Source organism: Halobacteria archaeon AArc-dxtr1, from assembly GCA_025517425.1.
In the GTDB taxonomy this organism is placed as follows: Archaea; Halobacteriota; Halobacteria; order Halobacteriales; family Natrialbaceae; genus Halostagnicola.
Genome location: JAOPJY010000001.1, coordinates 1,620,464 through 1,636,411, shown reverse-complemented (window position 1 = coordinate 1,636,411; position 15,948 = coordinate 1,620,464). Strand labels below are relative to the sequence as shown.

17 protein-coding genes are annotated in these 15,948 nt (G+C 64.3%); 10 read left to right on the top strand and 7 right to left on the bottom strand.

Annotation, left to right across the window (positions count from 1 at the left end; translation table 11 throughout):
* Window position 1: 1 nt before the first annotated feature.
* Both OB905_08420 and OB905_08415 read left to right on the top strand, forming a co-directional pair.
* Window positions 2-439 carry a GNAT family N-acetyltransferase gene (locus tag OB905_08420; GenBank protein MCU4926008.1) on the top strand — a complete coding sequence of 146 codons (438 nt, stop codon included), beginning with the start codon at window positions 2-4 and terminating at the stop codon, window positions 437-439.
* Between the two features lie 48 nt (window positions 440-487).
* Entirely contained in the window at window positions 488-850 is a 363-nt protein-coding gene (locus OB905_08415; GenBank protein MCU4926007.1) for a hypothetical protein, read from the top strand.
* 59 nt (window positions 851-909) lie between these two features.
* Here OB905_08415 and OB905_08410 read toward each other — a convergent pair whose 3' ends face one another.
* Together OB905_08410 and OB905_08405 are read right to left on the bottom strand one after the other, a co-directional pair.
* Window positions 910-1,314 carry a hypothetical protein gene (locus OB905_08410; protein ID MCU4926006.1) on the bottom strand — a complete coding sequence of 135 codons (405 nt, stop codon included), beginning with the start codon at window positions 1,312-1,314 and terminating at the stop codon, window positions 910-912.
* A 157-nt stretch (window positions 1,315-1,471) separates the two neighbouring features.
* Complete coding sequence (locus tag OB905_08405) at window positions 1,472-2,104, bottom strand: SWIM zinc finger family protein (protein ID MCU4926005.1); 633 nt, start codon at window positions 2,102-2,104, stop codon at window positions 1,472-1,474.
* 194 nt (window positions 2,105-2,298) lie between these two features.
* Here OB905_08405 and OB905_08400 point away from each other — a divergent pair, with 194 nt between their 5' ends.
* Complete coding sequence (locus OB905_08400; GenBank protein ID MCU4926004.1) at window positions 2,299-2,574, top strand: hypothetical protein; 276 nt, start codon at window positions 2,299-2,301, stop codon at window positions 2,572-2,574.
* Window positions 2,575-2,601: 27 nt separating this feature from the next.
* On the opposite strand, the gene priL is transcribed toward OB905_08400, so the two are convergent.
* On the bottom strand, window positions 2,602-3,687 hold the full coding sequence (gene priL, locus OB905_08395; protein MCU4926003.1) for a DNA primase regulatory subunit PriL: 1,086 nt from the start codon (window positions 3,685-3,687) through the stop codon (window positions 2,602-2,604).
* 144 nt (window positions 3,688-3,831) lie between these two features.
* Here priL and OB905_08390 point away from each other — a divergent pair, with 144 nt between their 5' ends.
* The gene (locus tag OB905_08390) at window positions 3,832-4,722 is read left to right on the top strand and encodes an alpha/beta hydrolase (GenBank protein MCU4926002.1); all 891 of its coding nucleotides are present in this window, start codon (window positions 3,832-3,834) and stop codon (window positions 4,720-4,722) included.
* 84 nt (window positions 4,723-4,806) lie between these two features.
* Window positions 4,807-5,250, top strand: coding sequence for a pyridoxamine 5'-phosphate oxidase family protein (locus OB905_08385; protein ID MCU4926001.1), 444 nt, complete (start codon window positions 4,807-4,809; stop codon window positions 5,248-5,250).
* A gap of 122 nt (window positions 5,251-5,372) precedes the next feature.
* Here the strand turns inward: OB905_08385 and OB905_08380 are convergent, their stop codons facing one another.
* Entirely contained in the window at window positions 5,373-6,116 is a 744-nt protein-coding gene (locus tag OB905_08380; GenBank protein ID MCU4926000.1) for a DNA polymerase sliding clamp, read from the bottom strand.
* Between the two features lie 210 nt (window positions 6,117-6,326).
* On the opposite strand from OB905_08380, the gene OB905_08375 reads away from it, so the two are divergent.
* Both OB905_08375 and glmS read left to right on the top strand, forming a co-directional pair.
* Window positions 6,327-7,499 carry a sugar phosphate nucleotidyltransferase gene (locus OB905_08375; protein MCU4925999.1) on the top strand — a complete coding sequence of 391 codons (1,173 nt, stop codon included), beginning with the start codon at window positions 6,327-6,329 and terminating at the stop codon, window positions 7,497-7,499.
* Window positions 7,499-9,331: a glutamine--fructose-6-phosphate transaminase (isomerizing) gene (glmS, locus tag OB905_08370; GenBank protein MCU4925998.1), complete on the top strand. Its 1,833-nt coding sequence runs from the start codon at window positions 7,499-7,501 to the stop codon at window positions 9,329-9,331. Before OB905_08375 ends, glmS begins: the two co-directional genes overlap by 1 nt.
* 275 nt (window positions 9,332-9,606) lie before the next feature.
* Here the strand turns inward: glmS and OB905_08365 are convergent, their stop codons facing one another.
* Complete coding sequence (locus OB905_08365) at window positions 9,607-10,707, bottom strand: response regulator (GenBank protein ID MCU4925997.1); 1,101 nt, start codon at window positions 10,705-10,707, stop codon at window positions 9,607-9,609.
* 40 nt (window positions 10,708-10,747) lie between these two features.
* Window positions 10,748-11,632, bottom strand: coding sequence for a winged helix-turn-helix transcriptional regulator (locus OB905_08360; protein ID MCU4925996.1), 885 nt, complete (start codon window positions 11,630-11,632; stop codon window positions 10,748-10,750).
* Window positions 11,633-11,794: 162 nt separating this feature from the next.
* Here OB905_08360 and OB905_08355 point away from each other — a divergent pair, with 162 nt between their 5' ends.
* The 3 genes from OB905_08355 (at window position 11,795) to OB905_08345 (ending at window position 15,727) form a co-directional block, all read left to right on the top strand.
* Window positions 11,795-13,189: a DUF2334 domain-containing protein gene (locus tag OB905_08355; GenBank protein MCU4925995.1), complete on the top strand. Its 1,395-nt coding sequence runs from the start codon at window positions 11,795-11,797 to the stop codon at window positions 13,187-13,189.
* Complete coding sequence (locus OB905_08350) at window positions 13,189-14,805, top strand: glycosyltransferase (GenBank protein MCU4925994.1); 1,617 nt, start codon at window positions 13,189-13,191, stop codon at window positions 14,803-14,805. The genes OB905_08355 and OB905_08350 overlap by 1 nt, the downstream gene beginning before the upstream one ends.
* A 145-nt stretch (window positions 14,806-14,950) precedes the next feature.
* Window positions 14,951-15,727, top strand: coding sequence for a 23S rRNA (uridine(2552)-2'-O)-methyltransferase (locus OB905_08345; protein MCU4925993.1), 777 nt, complete (start codon window positions 14,951-14,953; stop codon window positions 15,725-15,727).
* A 33-nt stretch (window positions 15,728-15,760) separates the two neighbouring features.
* On the opposite strand, the gene OB905_08340 is transcribed toward OB905_08345, so the two are convergent.
* Window positions 15,761-15,940 (bottom strand): type II toxin-antitoxin system ParD family antitoxin, encoded by a 180-nt coding sequence (locus OB905_08340; GenBank protein MCU4925992.1) that lies wholly within the window; start codon window positions 15,938-15,940, stop codon window positions 15,761-15,763.
* Window positions 15,941-15,948 lie beyond the last annotated feature (8 nt).

Below are 15,948 nucleotides of genomic sequence, written 5' to 3'. Positions count from 1 at the left end.
GGTGTCCGTTCGCGTTCGCACTGCCAGGCCAGCCGACGCCATCGACGTCAGGCGCATCTTAGACGCCGCGATGCTCGAACCCGGCAACGTCGAGGGACGGATCGAGGCGGGTGACGTCCTGGTGGCGACCGACCGCGTTTCCCGCGCTGCAGACTCGGCTAATAGCTCGGATCACGGCGAGTCGACTCGCGAGCGCATTCTCGGAACGCTCGTCCTCGAACCAGGTGCAGAAAGCGCACACATCGCCGCGATCGGCGTCCGTCGCCGCCACCGCGACCGTGGAATCGGCCGCGCACTCGTCGAGCACGCAGCCGAACGCGAGCCGACGCTGACGGCGCGGTTCGACGCCGACGTGCGACCGTTCTACGAGGCGCTTTCCTTTCACATCGAGCCCATCGACGACCGGCGTTTTCGCGGCTACCGCGATCGGTCCCGGTGACTCCCGGCCACACGTTTATCATCGAGACCGTGGTACGTCGCGGCGCCTATGGATTACCGACAGCTGCTCTCGGGCGATCCGCGGCGGCGTTCGATGCTCTACCTCGGGATCGGCGCCGTCTCGCTACTCAAGGCGATCGCCCTCCGAAACGACTCGACGCGGTTCAAACGCGAGCTGCTCGACGCCGGCCTGTTCATCGGGATCGGGCTCGCGCTCCGGAAGTATGGGACGCTGCGCGACGAGAAGCGCCGCGAGATCGAAGGCCAGCTTCCGAACTGGGTGGTCGACACCGGCGGCCAGTCGGGTGACTCTGGGGGTATCCGGACGATGGCCAAACAGCGCCTTCGCACCGAACCCGAGCCAGAACCCAGCCTCGGCGAGCGTGCGAAGAACGCAATTGCGGGTCGGTAGCGCTCCGACCGCCGATACTTCTTGCGGCCGCGTTCACCCCACTCGCTCTCCCGTGTGATTTACACCGCCTCGTCCGTCGCCGGCGTCGACCGGGTGGAAAGCGCCGCCACGAGCAGATAACAGGCTCCTAGCAGCCGCGTCGCGGGGACGACCCACGGTTTCAACTGGAGATCGGTCGGGTTCTCGTAGGCGAAGTGCTGGCTGAATCGGATCAACGGCCGCGGAACGAGCAGCGCCGCCAGCCCGGCGCCGGTCAGGAGCCCCCGGGCGATTGGCGACCCCTCTCGCCCGCGGACCAGCGCCAAGACGACGAGTGCCCCCTCAAGCCGGGCAAGCACGAGCGCCTTCGAGCGCAGCTCCGCCGCGTCCGGATTCTCGAGTCCGATTCGCTCGCAGGCGTCGACGATAGGTTGTGGAACCAGGATCTCGATGACGCCGAAGGCGATCAGCAGTTCGCGGAGCATGCACTGGCGTATGCGATCGTACCCCAAAAAGCCGGAGCTCCCATCGAAGGTAGCTCTCTCTCTCGAAGGCAGTTATCCCTCTATCGGCGGTCGTCCACGCCACTGCTGGTGGTCGTGAACTCGCGGCAACCGCTCTCGGCGCCTTCACAAAACGATATTACCGCCGGTCTCGGGTGATCCGTTGTAGCCGCGTCCGCGGGAAGACGTAGACTCTGAGCGACTCCGGGACGACGCCGTTTTTTGCGACGGTCGCATGCGGGTAGATCGCGCCGACGACCGGGACGTCGGGATCGTAGCTCTCGTTGGTCGCGTAGTCGGCGACGGTCGTCTCTCCGTCGCCGACGAAGACGGCGTCGGCCCGCCGGTCCGAGACGTCGACGGCGACCAGGCGGTCGCCGGTTTCTCGGTCTCGGACCGCATCGCCGGGGCGGATCCGGTGGCGGTCGCAGTAGACGGGCTCGGGTGTCTGTTCCGGGACGAACACCCGCTCCCGGCAGTCGTCACAGGCGCGGACGATCAGTCCGGGCGGTGGCGTTCGGCCGTCGGTGATCTCGATGGCGACGCGCCGAACGTGCTTACACCGGGTGTGACGAAAGACGTGATCCGGGCAGCTACAGCGACCGGCTTCGAGATCGACGAGGTAGGTGGTTTCACTCGCGGACTCGACCTCGTAGAGGCCGTCGCCGAGCGCGAGCACGGACATGGGCTCCGTGCGTGCGCGGAGCGCTCGCTGTGGTATCTCTGGGGACGGTACTGGCAGGCTCGCTTTCGGTGACGCGATCGTGTTCATAGGGGTGCGTCGGGGCTGCTATCGGTCGGATGGCGCTACACCTCTAGGAGGGTCTCAGGCGGTATAACTCCCGCGCCGGCCAGATCCTGGTCGCGTCGAATCTCGCATCAGTGCCATCCGACAGCGCTTGCATCGCCGCCATCGATAGCGGGCCTTCGACACGCTTTTGGCTGGCCCGACGAATTTCCCGCGTAATGCTCGAGCGTGAGCGACTCATCGAAATCGTCGTCTCCGTCGTCGTCGTCCTCGTGATGATCGGGGCTATGCTTTCGATCGGATCCACCTACGGCGGCGAAAACGGAACCCTCTCCCCAGAAGGCGGCGAACTTCTCGTCTTGACGATTGTCGGCTTCATCTTGCTGCTGGTCGGCGTCGGCGTCGCACTCGCGTTCACGATGAACGAGCCCGAAGACGGCTCCGATGCTGACGCGAGTTCGGCAGGGAGTTCCACGGGACTGCTGCGCCGGTAGGAGGTCTCGCGGTCGTCTTTGTTGCCGCTACGCTGCTTTGTCGGCTGACTCTCGCCAGTCGTCTAACTCGTCTTCGTCGGCGTCGTCGATCCGCTCTTCGTAGTAGGCCATCGGGTGTGGAATCCGCTCGCAGAGGTCGTCTTTGTTCACGCAGTCACCGTAAGACTGCATCGTGGCACACGACGGCGGGGAGTACTCCGTCGGCGACGTCTCGCCGGCGATGTGGTCGGTCTGGTAACGGGTCATCTCCTCGCCAAACGAGGAGTTCACCCGGTAGAGATCGACGATCTCGTCGGTCGACATCCCGATACTCGTCAGGAAGGCGGTGATCGCAAAGCGAGAGTGGTGGGGGAGGTGTTCGCCCTTCTGGATCTGGTCCAGCAGCGCCTTCATACACGGCGGAAAGAGGTCTGGAACCACCGTATCGATCTCCCGCGTGAGATCGAGTTCGGCGAGTACGTCCTGTACCGTCTCGGCTTCAGACTCGAGTGCTGCGGCGATCGGCTCTGGCACGTCGAAGGGCAACCCGTCGGCGACGCGCTCGCGGACCGCCTCCCGCAGCAGCGTCAGCAACTCGCGCTCGTCGAGACGGATCTCGCCGTCGGCGAGGGGACGGTTCACCAGCCGCCACTCGTCGCCCCAGAGATCGCCCGAGAGCCGGAGGTACGTTCCCACGTCAACCCGGTACGCCGGCTCGGTCCCGCTCGCGGCCGCGTCCGCTTGGACTGACTCCGCCAGATCGAACTCCGCGAGGAGCGTCTCGAGGTCTAGTCCCGCCGTCTCGACGCTTTTGAGCTCCGTGGTGTCCGCTAGCTCGCTCGTGAACCGTTCGAACGCCGCCTCCGCCTCGGCGCTGGCGTACTTTCGGACGAGTAGTGGCGTATTACCCAGCGAGACCAGTACCCGTGCGACGGGATAGGAGAGTAACTCGACGCGAGCGTCGCGGTGGGGATCGCCCACGTCACCCGCCTTCAGCGCGCCGACGACGCGCTCTCGAGCGCGCTCGACGACCGCGTCGTCCTGCTCGACGACGGTGGCCAGATCGACCGCCTCCGTGGCGACGGCCTCGCGGGCCGCTGCGAGAAACGGGTACCGGGCGTGCAGTCGCTGCATCGGTAAGAGGATATTACTCGGGGAGGTTAAGCGCGCTGGTTGGGCGTCGATCCCGGGCACACGCTCGCGAGTCGGTCGCTTCCCTCTCGTCGCCCACACCGGGCTGCGCCACATATTAAGGGCGTCCGCCGCGTCGGATCGACTATGCCACAGCTCACGAGGGACGGAACGTCGCTGTTCTACGAGCGCGACGACGGCCCGTCCGACACTGCGCCGGTCGTCTTGCTCCAGGGGCTCGGTCTCGGTCGCTGGTCGTGGCGCTGGCAGCGCGACGCCCTCGCCGAGGACCGGCGGGTTATCGTACCCGACACGCGGGGGACGGGCCGATCAGCGCTTGGCCTTCCGCCCCTTGTGGGTCGAGTACCCGACCCGCTGCGACGGCGACTCCCCGGATCGGTCGCTGGATACTCCGTTTCCGGACTCGTCGCCGATCTCGAGGCAGTGCTCGAAGACGCACGGCTCCGGCGCGTCCACCTCGTCGGGCTCGGACTGGGCGGCGTGATCGCTCAGGTCTACGCCGCCGAGCACTCGCGGGTGGAGACGCTTACCCTCTGCGGGACGACGTCGGGCGGCGATACGGCGGTTCCAATGCCCGAAGACGTTCGTAAGCAGGCGTTTGACTCTCCGTCCGGCACCACCGATCGGGACGTGATGCGCGATCGGACGCGCCCGCTGTTCGCCGAGCGCTTCGTCAATCGCAACCCTCACCTGTTAGAACAGATTGTCGAGTGGCGTCTCGAGCAGGACGCCGGCCCGGCCGCCCAGTGGGCTCAGCTCGCTGCCCTCTCCGGATTCGATGCCGGTGATCGCCTGGACCGTATCCGTGCTCCGACACTCGTGCTCCACGGCCGTGACGATCGCGTTATTCCACCCGAGAACGCCGAGATACTCGCCGACGCAATACCGAACGCCCGCCTCGAGTACGTCGACGGTGGCCATCTGTTCCCGATCGAGTCGGCCGCCGAAACGACGAGCGTGCTTCGCGAGGCTGTTTCCGATCGTCCGGAAAGCGCTGCCGATCCTGCACTCGAGTAACGTCTCAGACATCTAATTGGATTTTCCCACGAAGCTGGAACTCTCTCAACTGATAGGTTTCTGCCGTCCAAACCCTCTCCCGAAATGGCTGCTGTGATGGACCGGTCGATGATCGACGAGTTGCTCACGCGCGAAGGGACTGGCGTGCTGTCACTCAGCGACGCTGGTGACACGTACGCAATCCCCGAATCGTTCGGCTACGACGGCGAGAACGTCTACTTTCAGTTCGTCGTCGTCGACGACTCCCGAAAGCTGGCGTTCGCCGAAACCACGGACACCGCTACGCTCACCGTTTACACCGAGGAGCCGGCCGAAAGTGTGATCGTCAGCGGCTCGCTTGAACGTGTTCCCGAGGCAGCACACTCTTGCGCCGCGGCGGCGATCGCCGACAACGCCGACATTCCGACGTTAAACGTGTTTCCCGACGCGTCGGTCGAGGAGCTCTCGATGCGGTTCTACCGGCTGGTACCAGACGATCTCTCGGGTCGAACGTTCACGAACGCGGGACTGAAACCGTTCGATGCGTAACCACCCGGTCGTCGCCGGCCGAACGGCTCCTGCGTTGCCGGTGTCGAAACTGTAGCCACTTGCGCTGTTGAACGCAGTTGTCGAACTGGGCTCGTCGTCACTGAGACGCTGCGTGCTGGCGATTAATCGCTCTGAATCCGTGGCGCGAGCATATACGTGACCTGCCCCTGTCCCTCTGCAAAGCCAAAGAACAGCTTAATCGGGAACTCCTCGCCGAGTGCCACCGTCACCTCTGCGTCGCCGGGGATCGCCTTGTCCATGTCCTTTAGATAGTCGAGGCTGAACAGCGAGTGCGCCGGTCCGACCTGGAGGTCGATCAGATCCTCCTGCGTGAGTTCCAAGTGGACGTCGTCGGTGTCTCCCTCTGCGTTCACGTAGAAGAACTCGCCGCTCTCGTCGACACCGAGGGCGATGTGATCGGAAACCATGTCGGCGGCTTTCACCGACCGGTTGACGTCTTTCCCCTCAAGAACAACTTCGGCGGGAAGATCGAGATCCGGAATGTCGGGCTCCTGGCGGATCGAGTCCGGGTCGATCAACGCAAGCGTATACTCGAGGCCGTCGATCTGGATGTGGAGCTTTCGGGTCTCCTCGTCGAGTTCGAACTGGATCAACTGGCCGGAGTCGGCCATTCCCGCGATATCCTCGAGCCGCGAGAGGTCGACACCGATCAGGCCGCCGTCGGCCTCGTAGGACTCGAAGGCCGACGCGTCGAGCGAGAGATCGACCATCCCGACGTTCGCGGGGTCGACGGCCCGGATCTCGAGTCCCTCTTCCTCGAGGTGGATCTTACACTCGTCGACCAGCACGCTCACCGAATCGAGCGCGCTGGTGAGCGTTTCCGCGCTCACGATGGCCTTGAACATATGCGTCGGGGTACGGACGGTTGCCATAAAAAGCCACCCTTTACGCGCGAGCGCGGCGCCTGAAAGCGTCCGTGGGAGACGGTTTCCAGTCGTGGGAGACGGTTTCCAGTTGGTAATTCGGTTATCCGATCGGTCGTTCGGCCTGAACGATTCGACGCCCCGGTTGTAAGATGGCCCAAACGAAATACAGTGGCGCTCTGCGGCAGGTGTATGAGCGCCTCTACTGCCATCGTGCTCGCGGCCGGCGAGGGCGTTAGGCTTCGTCCGCTCACGCGAAACCGACCCAAGCCGATGCTGCCGGCCGGAACCCGTCCCATCCTCGCCCACGTCTTCGACCAGCTGATCGCTGCCGGCATCGACGAACTCGCGGTCGTCGTCGGCTACCGTGGCGATCGCATCCGATCGCACTTCGGCTCGACCTATCGGGACCGCGAGCTGACATACGTCGATCAGGAGCGCCAGCTCGGCACCGGTCACGCCCTGGCAGCCGCGGCCGAGACCGTCGATGGCCCGACGCTCGTCGTCAACGGCGACCAGTTCGTCGACAGCCGGATCGTCGCGGACGTCTGTGACGCCCACGAACGCGGCGACGTCGCGACGCTCGGGCTGCTCGCTCGCCAGGAGATCGGCGAGTACGGCGGCGTCTTGCTCGACGGCGACGCGGTCACAGAGATCGTCGACTGTCCGGAAGACGACCGGCCCTACCGGCTCAACGCCGGGGTCTACGTCGTCGAACCCAGGATACTTGATGCGGTCTACGGGATCGACCCGGGTGCGGGCGAGCGCTCGCTGACCGACGCTATCTCGGCGCTGATCGACGCCGGCGAATCGGTTCGTGGCGTCGTCTCCGAGGGCTGCTGGATCGACGCGATGTACCCCTGGGACCTCCTCGACGTCTCTGATACCCTCTTCTACGAGAGAGTCATCGGCGACGAAATCGCCAATTCGGCGACGGTTCACGAGACTGCGACTGTCCGTCCGCCTGTCGTCGTCGATCGCGACTGCGAGATCGGCGCCGGCGCCGTCGTCGGCCCTCACGCGTCCCTCGGTGAGAACGTGACCGTCGGCTCGAACGCCGTCGTCGAGCGCAGCGTGATCGACGCCGACACCAGGATTGGGGCTGCCGCTGCGATCGTCCAGTGCGTGACGGGCGTCGGCGTCGACGTCGGCCCCGGGACGGTCGTCCCCGGTGGGCCGGGCGACGTCCGCGTCGGCGACCAGTTCTTCGAGGACGAGCCGATCGGCGCGTTGCTGGCCGACCGCGTTACCGACTATGGTGGCGTGACCTACGTTCCCGGGGCGATCGTCGGGGCGGCCGCGACGATCGAGTCCGGCGCGACGGTCCGCGGCCGGATCGACGACGAAGCCGAGGTGCGTTCCTGATGTGTGGGATCATCGGCTACGCGGGCGGCGAGGACGCAGACGTCCTCGACGTCTTGTTACACGGCCTCTCGAACCTCGAGTACCGCGGCTACGACTCCGCTGGCGTCGCGATGGTAGATGACTCGCTCTCGATCGAAAAGTGCGACGGAGAGCTCTCCGCGCTCGAGGACGCCGTCTCCGACGCCGATGGCCTCGGCGGAGCCGGCGGCGTTGAGGGGACGGTCGGAATCGGGCATACCCGCTGGAGCACCCACGGACCGCCCACGGACGAAAACGCCCACCCGCACGCCTCGGCAGACGGGTCCGTTGCCGTCGTCCACAACGGCATCATCGAGAACCACCGGGAGCTTCGCGCGGAACTCTCTGCGGAGGGCTACACCTTCGAGAGCGACACCGACACTGAGGTGATCCCCTACCTCATCGCACGCGAGCGGGCCGCCGGCGCGGACCACGAGACGGCGTTTCGGACCGCGATCAGCCGCCTCCAGGGAAGCTACGCACTTGCAGTGGTCTTCCCTGGCTGCGAGACGATCTTCGCGGCCCGACACGAGTCACCGCTCGTCGTCGGCCTCGGGGCGGACGGCAACTACCTTGCCAGCGACGTCCCGGCCTTTCTCGAGTACACCGACCGCGTGATCTACCTGGATGATGGGGAGTTCGCTGCGGTCACACCCTCCTCGGTGACGGTCACCGACGCCGACGGCGCCGTCTGTGAGAAGTCAGTGGAGACGATCGACTGGGACCCCGAAGACGCCGGCAAGAGCGGCTACGACCACTACATGCGAAAGGAAATCGACGAGCAGCCCCGCGCCATCCGTGACTGCCTGCGCGGCCGCGTCGAGGAGCTCTCGGGAACCGTTACGCTCGATGAGCTCTCGGCCCTCGAGCCGCCGTCAGCGATCCAGCTCGTCGCCTGTGGGACATCCTACCACGCTGCGCTGTACGGGGAGCGGCTCCTCCAGCGCCGAGGCATCCCCGCCCAGACGTTCGTCGCCAGCGAGTACGACGCCGAGGACATTCCGATAGCCGAGGACACGCTCGTCGTCGGTGTCACCCAGAGCGGTGAGACGGCAGACACGATGGCGGCGTTGCGGGGGGCAAATCGGGCCGGCGCCACGACGCTCGCGATGACGAACGTCGTCGCGAGCTCGGCCGTCCGAGAGTGTGATCACACCCTCTACATCCGTGCCGGCCCCGAGATCAGCGTCGCGGCCACCAAGTCCTTCGCCTCCCAGCAGGCCGCCCTCTCGCTGCTCGCGACCACTCTCGCCGAATCCGCGCCGGCCCCGACGGCTTCGGACCGCGAGTTTCTCCGCGAGCTTCGGCGGCTGCCCGATCACATCCAGCGGGTGCTCGACGACTCGCGGGCCCGGGAGGTCGCGACGGAACTGCTCGGCGCCGACGCCTACTTTTTCGTCGGGCGGGGGTACAACGCCCCCGTCGCGCTCGAGGGGGCGTTGAAGCTAAAGGAGATCACCTACGAGCACGCCGAGGGGTTTCCCGCTGGCGAGCTAAAGCACGGCCCGCTCGCACTCGTCACGGACCGGACACCGGTCTTTGCGGTGGTATCGGGACGCGAGAAGACCGCCGCGACCGTCGGGAACGTCACCGAGGTGCAGGCGCGGGGCGCTCCCGTGATCGCGGTCACCGACGACCCCTCGGCAGTCGAGACCCAGGTCGAGCACGTCCTCTCCGTGCCCGAGACCCATCCCGCAGTGTTGCCGATCGTCGCGAACGTCCAGCTGCAGTTGGTCGCTTACTGGCTCGCCGACGCGCTCGACCGACCGATCGACAAACCGCGGAACTTAGCGAAGAGCGTCACGGTACAGTAGCACGGGCTTTCGCCCTCCGGAAACCGTTTTCTCCGCGTCTCGCTGGCGCTCCTGTTCGGCCTGTTGAATGTCCCGTTCTGGCGCTTTCTCACGTTGGGATCGGAATCACCACGCTCCTGTCTGGCTCAGCCCTGACCGAGGTCCTCACGCTCTGGTTCCAGAACGAGCGGGTGGAGACGGTTTGTCCGGGTTCGCGTAGCGGCTCTGCTGACTTTGGTGGTTCAGGGCCACCGTCCGCGCTCTGTCTCAACTCTGTTAACTGTCCCTCTTTCCTGTCACTCGGCCGCTAGAATCGTAACGCGGACAGTACGTCCTCCCTCCGAACCGGAACCATCCTCGATCTCGAGTCGACCGCCGTATCGCTCGACGAACGTCCGTACCAGAAACAGCCCGACGTCGCGCTTCGCCACTTCTGACTCCCCTCGGCGCGACAGACCGCTGCTCGTTGCGTTCGAGTTGACCTGCCCCACAGAAACCTCGAGTTCGACCGCCTCCCCGGCGCCAACGCGGCGAACTGTCACCTCCACATCGTTCTCGTCGCGGTCTTCGCTCGCGACGTTCGTCAGGACGTTTCGGACGACGACGTTGAGAAACCGATCCGCCTGGACGGCGGTCTCTTCCGAGGACGCATCGAACGCGACGCGTACATCCTCGTACCGCCTCTCGATACGCCGGCTCTCCTCTGCGACTACGGCCTCCATATCGACGCTCGTCAGCGCCGCCGCCGGCTTCTCGATCGCTTGGACTATCGCGCCGACCGACTCCGTGAGTTCGACGATGTGTTCGCCGGCGTCGACGATCCGCGAGACGGTCCGCGCCTCGTTTGGGTCCGACGGGGAGAGTTCGGAGGCCCACCCCAAGACGACCGCGGCGTCGTCTCTGATCTCGTGGCGGGTCAACCAGTGTAACATCGCTAGCTCGCGGCGCTGGCGCTCGGCTTGGACAGTTCGGCTCCGGCGCTCGACGGCGTACGTGACTGTCTGTCGCAGCAGGCGTGGGGTGACGTGATCCTTCACGAGGTAGTCCTGGGCGCCTCGTTCGACTGTACGTCGGCCGATTTCGTCGTCGTCGATCTCTGTGAGGGCGACGACCGCCGCCTCCTCGACCGCCTCGAGGATCGCGTCGAGCGTCGCCAACTTTCTCGAGTCCGGCAGGTTCAGATCGAGCAGGATCAGGTCGAACCCCGTGTCTTTCTTCGCCGACTCAATCGATTCGCGTGCCTCCTCGAGTGTCCCGGCCGTCTCGACGACGGCTCGCCCATCCGCCGGCGCGTTCGCCTGGGCGCCACCCTGATCGAGCATCGTCCGGTACAGCCGCGCCTGGAGCTCGTCGTCTTCGACGAGCAGTATCCTGTATCCTCCCCGATCGCTGCTCATGTCGGTCCCACCACGCGAGGAGGCAAAGAATCCCGTCCCGTCAGGATTCTTTTTCTGCCACGTCGTCGCTCCTTCCGTCGACCCGCTGGCGCCACGGCTGACGCCGCCGGCTCTCGATCGCCCGTTCGGATTCGATCCGCGCTAGCTCCGCAGCAGCCTCCTGGTACGGCTCTGTCTCCGCAGCGGTCGATCCCAGGTGACGCTCGACAAACGCGAGCCGGTGGCGTCGCGTCTGGACGTCTCGAGCGACCGGCGACGCCCCTGGTAGGCCGAGCAGCGTCTCGACCGCATCGAGCAGATCCGTCTTCGAGAGCGGCTTTCGAAGGAGCCGGTCTACCGGAAGCGAGGCGTCCGTCGGATCGACTTGTGCCGAGGTGAGGACGGCGATCGGTGTCCGCTGCCCGACCATCGAGACGGCTCTGGCGATCTCGTCACCGGTCAGTCTCGGCATGGTTCGGTCGAGGACCGCGGCGTCGACATCCTCGTCGAGCAGCCGAAGCCCCTCCCGCCCATCGCCCGTCGTCACGACGTCGTACTCGCCTGCGAGCCACAGCGCGTAGAGCTCTCGGAGTCTGGCGTCGTCTTCGGCGAGCAACACTGTCGGTACGCCCGTCTCCGCAGCGTAAGTTGCGTCCCACTCGGTCATCGACTCGAGGATCCTGTACAGCTCTCGACCGGCTGCCGTGAGCTCGTACTCGACGCGGCGCGGACGCTCTTGAACGATGTCACGTGCGACGACGCCATCTTCACAGAGTGCTTCTAAGTTGTTCGAGAGCACTTTGCTCGAGATTCCTTCGAGTTCGCGCTTGCAGTCGCCGAACCCGAGTCGTCCCTTTGCGGAGAGGGCGACGATCAACTGCGGCTTCCACTTGGTGCCGAGGATCGACTTAGCGGTCGACTGTGCTGGGTTCGGTGACTGAGTCATGATCGAAGTTGTCGCGACGGTCTGTACGTCTACTGTACCGATTCTGTGATGATAAACAGGACGTTTGCATGCCTCTCAACCGGCTAGTAACTTCGAAGTAACTCTGTCGGGCTACCTCTACCTTGCCGACAGTACTGGATCCCTGGAGCGGTCCTGATACTAATGGCCGACCGCTTCTCACCCTCCTGTCCGCACTGCGATGCAATCGCCGTCGACGAGCGCATCGTCGAACACGACTGCGGATTCGTCGCTGCCCGCAACCACTTCGACGACGGGTGTGTAAAGTGCGATCGTCCTACTACTGACGAGTGGTTGACGCCGGTGCAGACGATCAAGCGGTGTCCCGACTGCGGTCACCGCTGGTCGACGCCACTCGATGACGACGCGGTGGGGCCGCTGCCGGCAGTTACTTTCCCGACGCTGCCGACGCCCGAAGACCACCTCCAGTGGATCCCCGAGCGGTTCGTTCCCGAATCCCGACTCCAGCGCCAACTCTTTACGACAGCGCTGATCGTGATGGTGCTTGTCGCCGGCATTACCGGCGCGGTCTCCGTCTCTCCGATGCTCGGGGGCGATCCGACTGAGTCCGTGACGACCGACACCGAGTGGGAAACGTACGACTCGATCGTGATCTTCAGAAACGACGATATACAGGCCTGGTACAACCAAGACGAACTCCGTGAAGTTAACGACATTTTCATCGACGCGGATGTCCCCGTCACGCTCGGGATTATCCCCAATACGAACGGAGAGGCGCCGATAACGGATGATCCTGACGTTTGCTCGTACCTCCGCTCGCTCGAAGCGGACTACCCGGGCCAGTTCGAGATGGCGTTACACGGCTACACTCACGAACCCGTAACGGACTTCTACAACGGCAGCGAGTTCGGTGATCTTCCCTACCAGGAGCAACGTGAGCGTCTCACCGATGGCGAGGCGTTGCTCGGCGACTGCGTCACCGCTCCCTCCTCAACGTTCATTCCGCCGATGAACACCTACGACGAGACGACCACGGAGGTTCTCGACGAGGCGAACTACACGACCGTCTCCGGCGGTTCGTGGTTTACCGACCAGTACTACGAGCCCAACGAGAGCTCCCACTTCGAGGCGGGCGGTCTCCACCACGTTTCCGAAACGCAGGCGTTCGAGGATTGGACGGCCTACGAGGAGTTGGTTGACAACGAAAATGAAAGCGAGACCTACGTTCCCTTCGAGCCCCTCGAAACGCTCACCGACTCCTTCGACGCGGCGCACGACCGGAACGGCGTCCACGTCTTTATGTTCCACTACCAGTACTTCACGACGGACGATCGACTCGAACTGCTCGAGTCGGTGATCCAGCACGTCACGAGTGAGGATGATGCCGGTATCCTCACCATCGAGCAGTTCGCGCTCGGACTCGAGACCGGCGTCGTCGAAAAGACCGACGACGGCTGGCGCGTCCTCGAGCCCGCTGCCTACGCCCTCGAGGAGTCCGACGGGACTGGAGCGAACGACGACGTTACGAGTCGACTCGGCGACGTACTCGCTGCGAGCCAGCGCGGGGTGAGTCGATAATGGCTGCGTCCTGGCTCTCGATCCCGCGGCGCCGCTTCGCGGCTGGCACCGCCTTTCTCAGGGGAGCCGCTGGGCGCGTTGACGGACACCTACGTGCGATCAAGTGGCGCCCGCTGGCGCTTTTCGTATCGGCGTTGGTCCCGTTCGGTCTGCTGGTCGACGTCATGGCCCCGGGAACACTGTATGCGATTGCCCTGCTAGGCGGACTGCTGACGACGTACCTCGCATGGTCTTACTACGTCATCGAGCACGCCCCACAGTATCAGTCACTGTTTGGTGCCCGGGCGCTCGCTATCGGATTGTGTGCCTATCTCCTCACCGTCGTCTGGCTGGGTTGGCTCGCACCTACTCCGGTCGCCGTCGTCCACCTCGGCGCAGTCGTGTTGATCTTCGTCTACTACTGGTTTATCGCGTTTATCGCGTTCTTCCACGATCAACTCGGCCGGTCGAAGTACGATCCCGAACCCCCGTATCCGAACGTGACCGTCCTTATCCCCGCCTACAACGAGGAGGGCTACGTCGGCCGCACGATCCAGTCACTACTCGATGCCGACTATCCCGAGAAGGCCCTCGAAATCATCGCCGTCGACGACGGGAGTACCGACACGACGCTCGCGGAGGCCAGTGCGTTCGAAGCGACACACGACCAAGTCACAGCCGTCAGCAAGCGAAACGGCGGCAAGTACTCCGCACTGAACTACGGGCTGTTGTTCGCAACCGGTGAAGTGATCGTCACGGTCGACGCCGACAGCATCGTCGCCACGTCCGCCCTGAAACGAATCGTGGCGCCGTTCCGGGTCGACGAAGAGATCGGTGCAGTCGCCAGCAACGTCACCATCTGGAACCGCGACTCACTCGTCACCCGGTGCCAGCAACTCGAGTACACGATCGGCGTCAACATCTACCGACGGGCGCTCGATTATTTCGGCATCGTAATGGTGGTTCCCGGCTGCCTCGGGGCGTACCGCCGAGAGGTGCTCGATACGGTCTTCGCGTACGATCCGGATACGCTCACCGAAGACTTCGATGTCACGATGAAGGTTCTTCGAGCCGGCCATCGTGTCTCCGTCAGTGATGCCCGCGTCTACACCGAAGCGCCGTCCACCTGGCACGATCTGTACCGCCAACGGCTGCGCTGGTACCGAGGCAACTACGCCACTATCATCAAACACTGGTCGATTGTCACTGATCCCTCCTACGGCTACTTAAATCGGATTGCGATCCCGTTCCGGTTTGTCGAGATGTTCTTCTTGCCACTGGCGAGCTTCGTGGTCCTCGCCTACATCGCCTGGCTCGTCGCCGCTGGCCACCTCCTCGTCGTCCTCGCGGTATTTGTCTTCTTTACGAGCATTGTCTTGCTTATTGCCGCCCTCGGAATCCAACTCGAGGGTGAGGACTGGCGATTGTTGGTCTATGCGCCCCTGCTCGTTATCGGATACAAGCAGTTTCACGACGCCTTGAACGTCAAGTGCCTGTTCGACGTCCTCTTTAGACACGACTTTGTCTGGACGCGGGCGACCCGGATCGAACAACACGGAGTAGCCACGCCTACCGATCCAACTGCTGATTCGGCTGACACGGACTCTAACTCTCCCTCGAAGCCACCTTCTGACTGACGACCTTTCGCGCAGTGTCCGCTTCAGTTCTACCGTTGCGCCCTTCGACCACAGGTGTCACCTGGCAAATACCGACCGCTCCCCCGCGAGTCGCGACACCTATCCGTCTCGGCCGAGTATGACGTTCCAACTGAGCGACATCGCAATGGCACGAAAAGACCACTACTACAACAAGGCCAAACAGGAGGGGTACCGGAGTCGGGCCGCCTACAAACTGAAGCAGCTAGACGAACTCGAGGACGTTCTCTCGCCGGGCGATACGGTCGTCGACCTGGGGGCCGCCCCCGGCGGCTGGCTCGAGGTCGCCGCCGAGGCGGTTGGATCGAACGGCCAGGTGATCGGCGTCGACCTCCAGCGGATTCGCGACTTCGAGGATCACGACACCATCGAGACCGTCCGCGGCGACATGACCGAAGACCGGACCCGCGAGCGCGTCACCGATGCGGCGGGCGGTCCCGTCGACGTCGTCGTCTCGGACATGGCGCCAAACATGTCCGGCGAGTACTCACTGGATCAGGCCCGTTCGCTGTACCTCGCCAGACAGGCGTTCGAGACCGCTCTCGATCTCCTCGATACAGGTGGGGACTTCGTCGTGAAGGTCTTCGAGGGTCCTGACGTCGATGACTTCCGGTCCGACGTCGAAGACGAGTTCCAGTACGTCCGCGCGACGAGTCCGCAGGCCTCCCGCGAGACCTCTTCGGAGGTCTACTTCATCGGAAAAGGCCGGCTCACCGCACCTCTCCGACCGGGCGACGAACTTGAGGTCGAGATCGTCGACGTCGGCGGAGAGGGCGACGGTATCGCCTCCATCGACGGCTACCGGCTGTTCGTTCCCGGCACCGAGACGGGCGAGACGGTCGCGGTCCGCGTCACGGACGTCAAGCCGAACTTCGGGTTCGCACAGCGTCTGGATCGGGACTGAGTCGCTGGCCGCCTCGCGATGTTATGCCCGCGCTCACTCGTCGTCGGTTTCCAACCTGTCGTGACGTGCATCGATCTCGTCTAAGACGTCTAGAGTCTTTCTGACCGAGGCCCGAATCGCGTCACTTCGGTTGACGAACTTCCCGTCGTCGCCGACGTGAGCGTCCAGATCGTCGAGTAACTCCTGTGGGATCTCCACGCTAATTTTGGGCATAGCTCCGC

Coding starts and splice junctions, on each gene's coding strand:
- OB905_08415 (MCU4926007.1), top strand. CDS start 488: ATGGATTACCGACAGCTGCTCTCGGGCGATCCGCGGCGGCGTTCGATG.
- OB905_08410 (MCU4926006.1), bottom strand. CDS start 1,314: ATGCTCCGCGAACTGCTGATCGCCTTCGGCGTCATCGAGATCCTGGTT.
- OB905_08405 (MCU4926005.1), bottom strand. CDS start 2,104: ATGAACACGATCGCGTCACCGAAAGCGAGCCTGCCAGTACCGTCCCCA.
- OB905_08400 (MCU4926004.1), top strand. CDS start 2,299: ATGCTCGAGCGTGAGCGACTCATCGAAATCGTCGTCTCCGTCGTCGTC.
- priL (MCU4926003.1), bottom strand. CDS start 3,687: ATGCAGCGACTGCACGCCCGGTACCCGTTTCTCGCAGCGGCCCGCGAG.
- OB905_08390 (MCU4926002.1), top strand. CDS start 3,832: ATGCCACAGCTCACGAGGGACGGAACGTCGCTGTTCTACGAGCGCGAC.
- OB905_08385 (MCU4926001.1), top strand. CDS start 4,807: ATGGCTGCTGTGATGGACCGGTCGATGATCGACGAGTTGCTCACGCGC.
- OB905_08380 (MCU4926000.1), bottom strand. CDS start 6,116: ATGTTCAAGGCCATCGTGAGCGCGGAAACGCTCACCAGCGCGCTCGAT.
- OB905_08375 (MCU4925999.1), top strand. CDS start 6,327: ATGAGCGCCTCTACTGCCATCGTGCTCGCGGCCGGCGAGGGCGTTAGG.
- glmS (MCU4925998.1), top strand. CDS start 7,499: ATGTGTGGGATCATCGGCTACGCGGGCGGCGAGGACGCAGACGTCCTC.
- OB905_08365 (MCU4925997.1), bottom strand. CDS start 10,707: ATGAGCAGCGATCGGGGAGGATACAGGATACTGCTCGTCGAAGACGAC.
- OB905_08360 (MCU4925996.1), bottom strand. CDS start 11,632: ATGACTCAGTCACCGAACCCAGCACAGTCGACCGCTAAGTCGATCCTC.
- OB905_08355 (MCU4925995.1), top strand. CDS start 11,795: ATGGCCGACCGCTTCTCACCCTCCTGTCCGCACTGCGATGCAATCGCC.
- OB905_08350 (MCU4925994.1), top strand. CDS start 13,189: ATGGCTGCGTCCTGGCTCTCGATCCCGCGGCGCCGCTTCGCGGCTGGC.
- OB905_08345 (MCU4925993.1), top strand. CDS start 14,951: ATGGCACGAAAAGACCACTACTACAACAAGGCCAAACAGGAGGGGTAC.
- OB905_08340 (MCU4925992.1), bottom strand. CDS start 15,940: ATGCCCAAAATTAGCGTGGAGATCCCACAGGAGTTACTCGACGATCTG.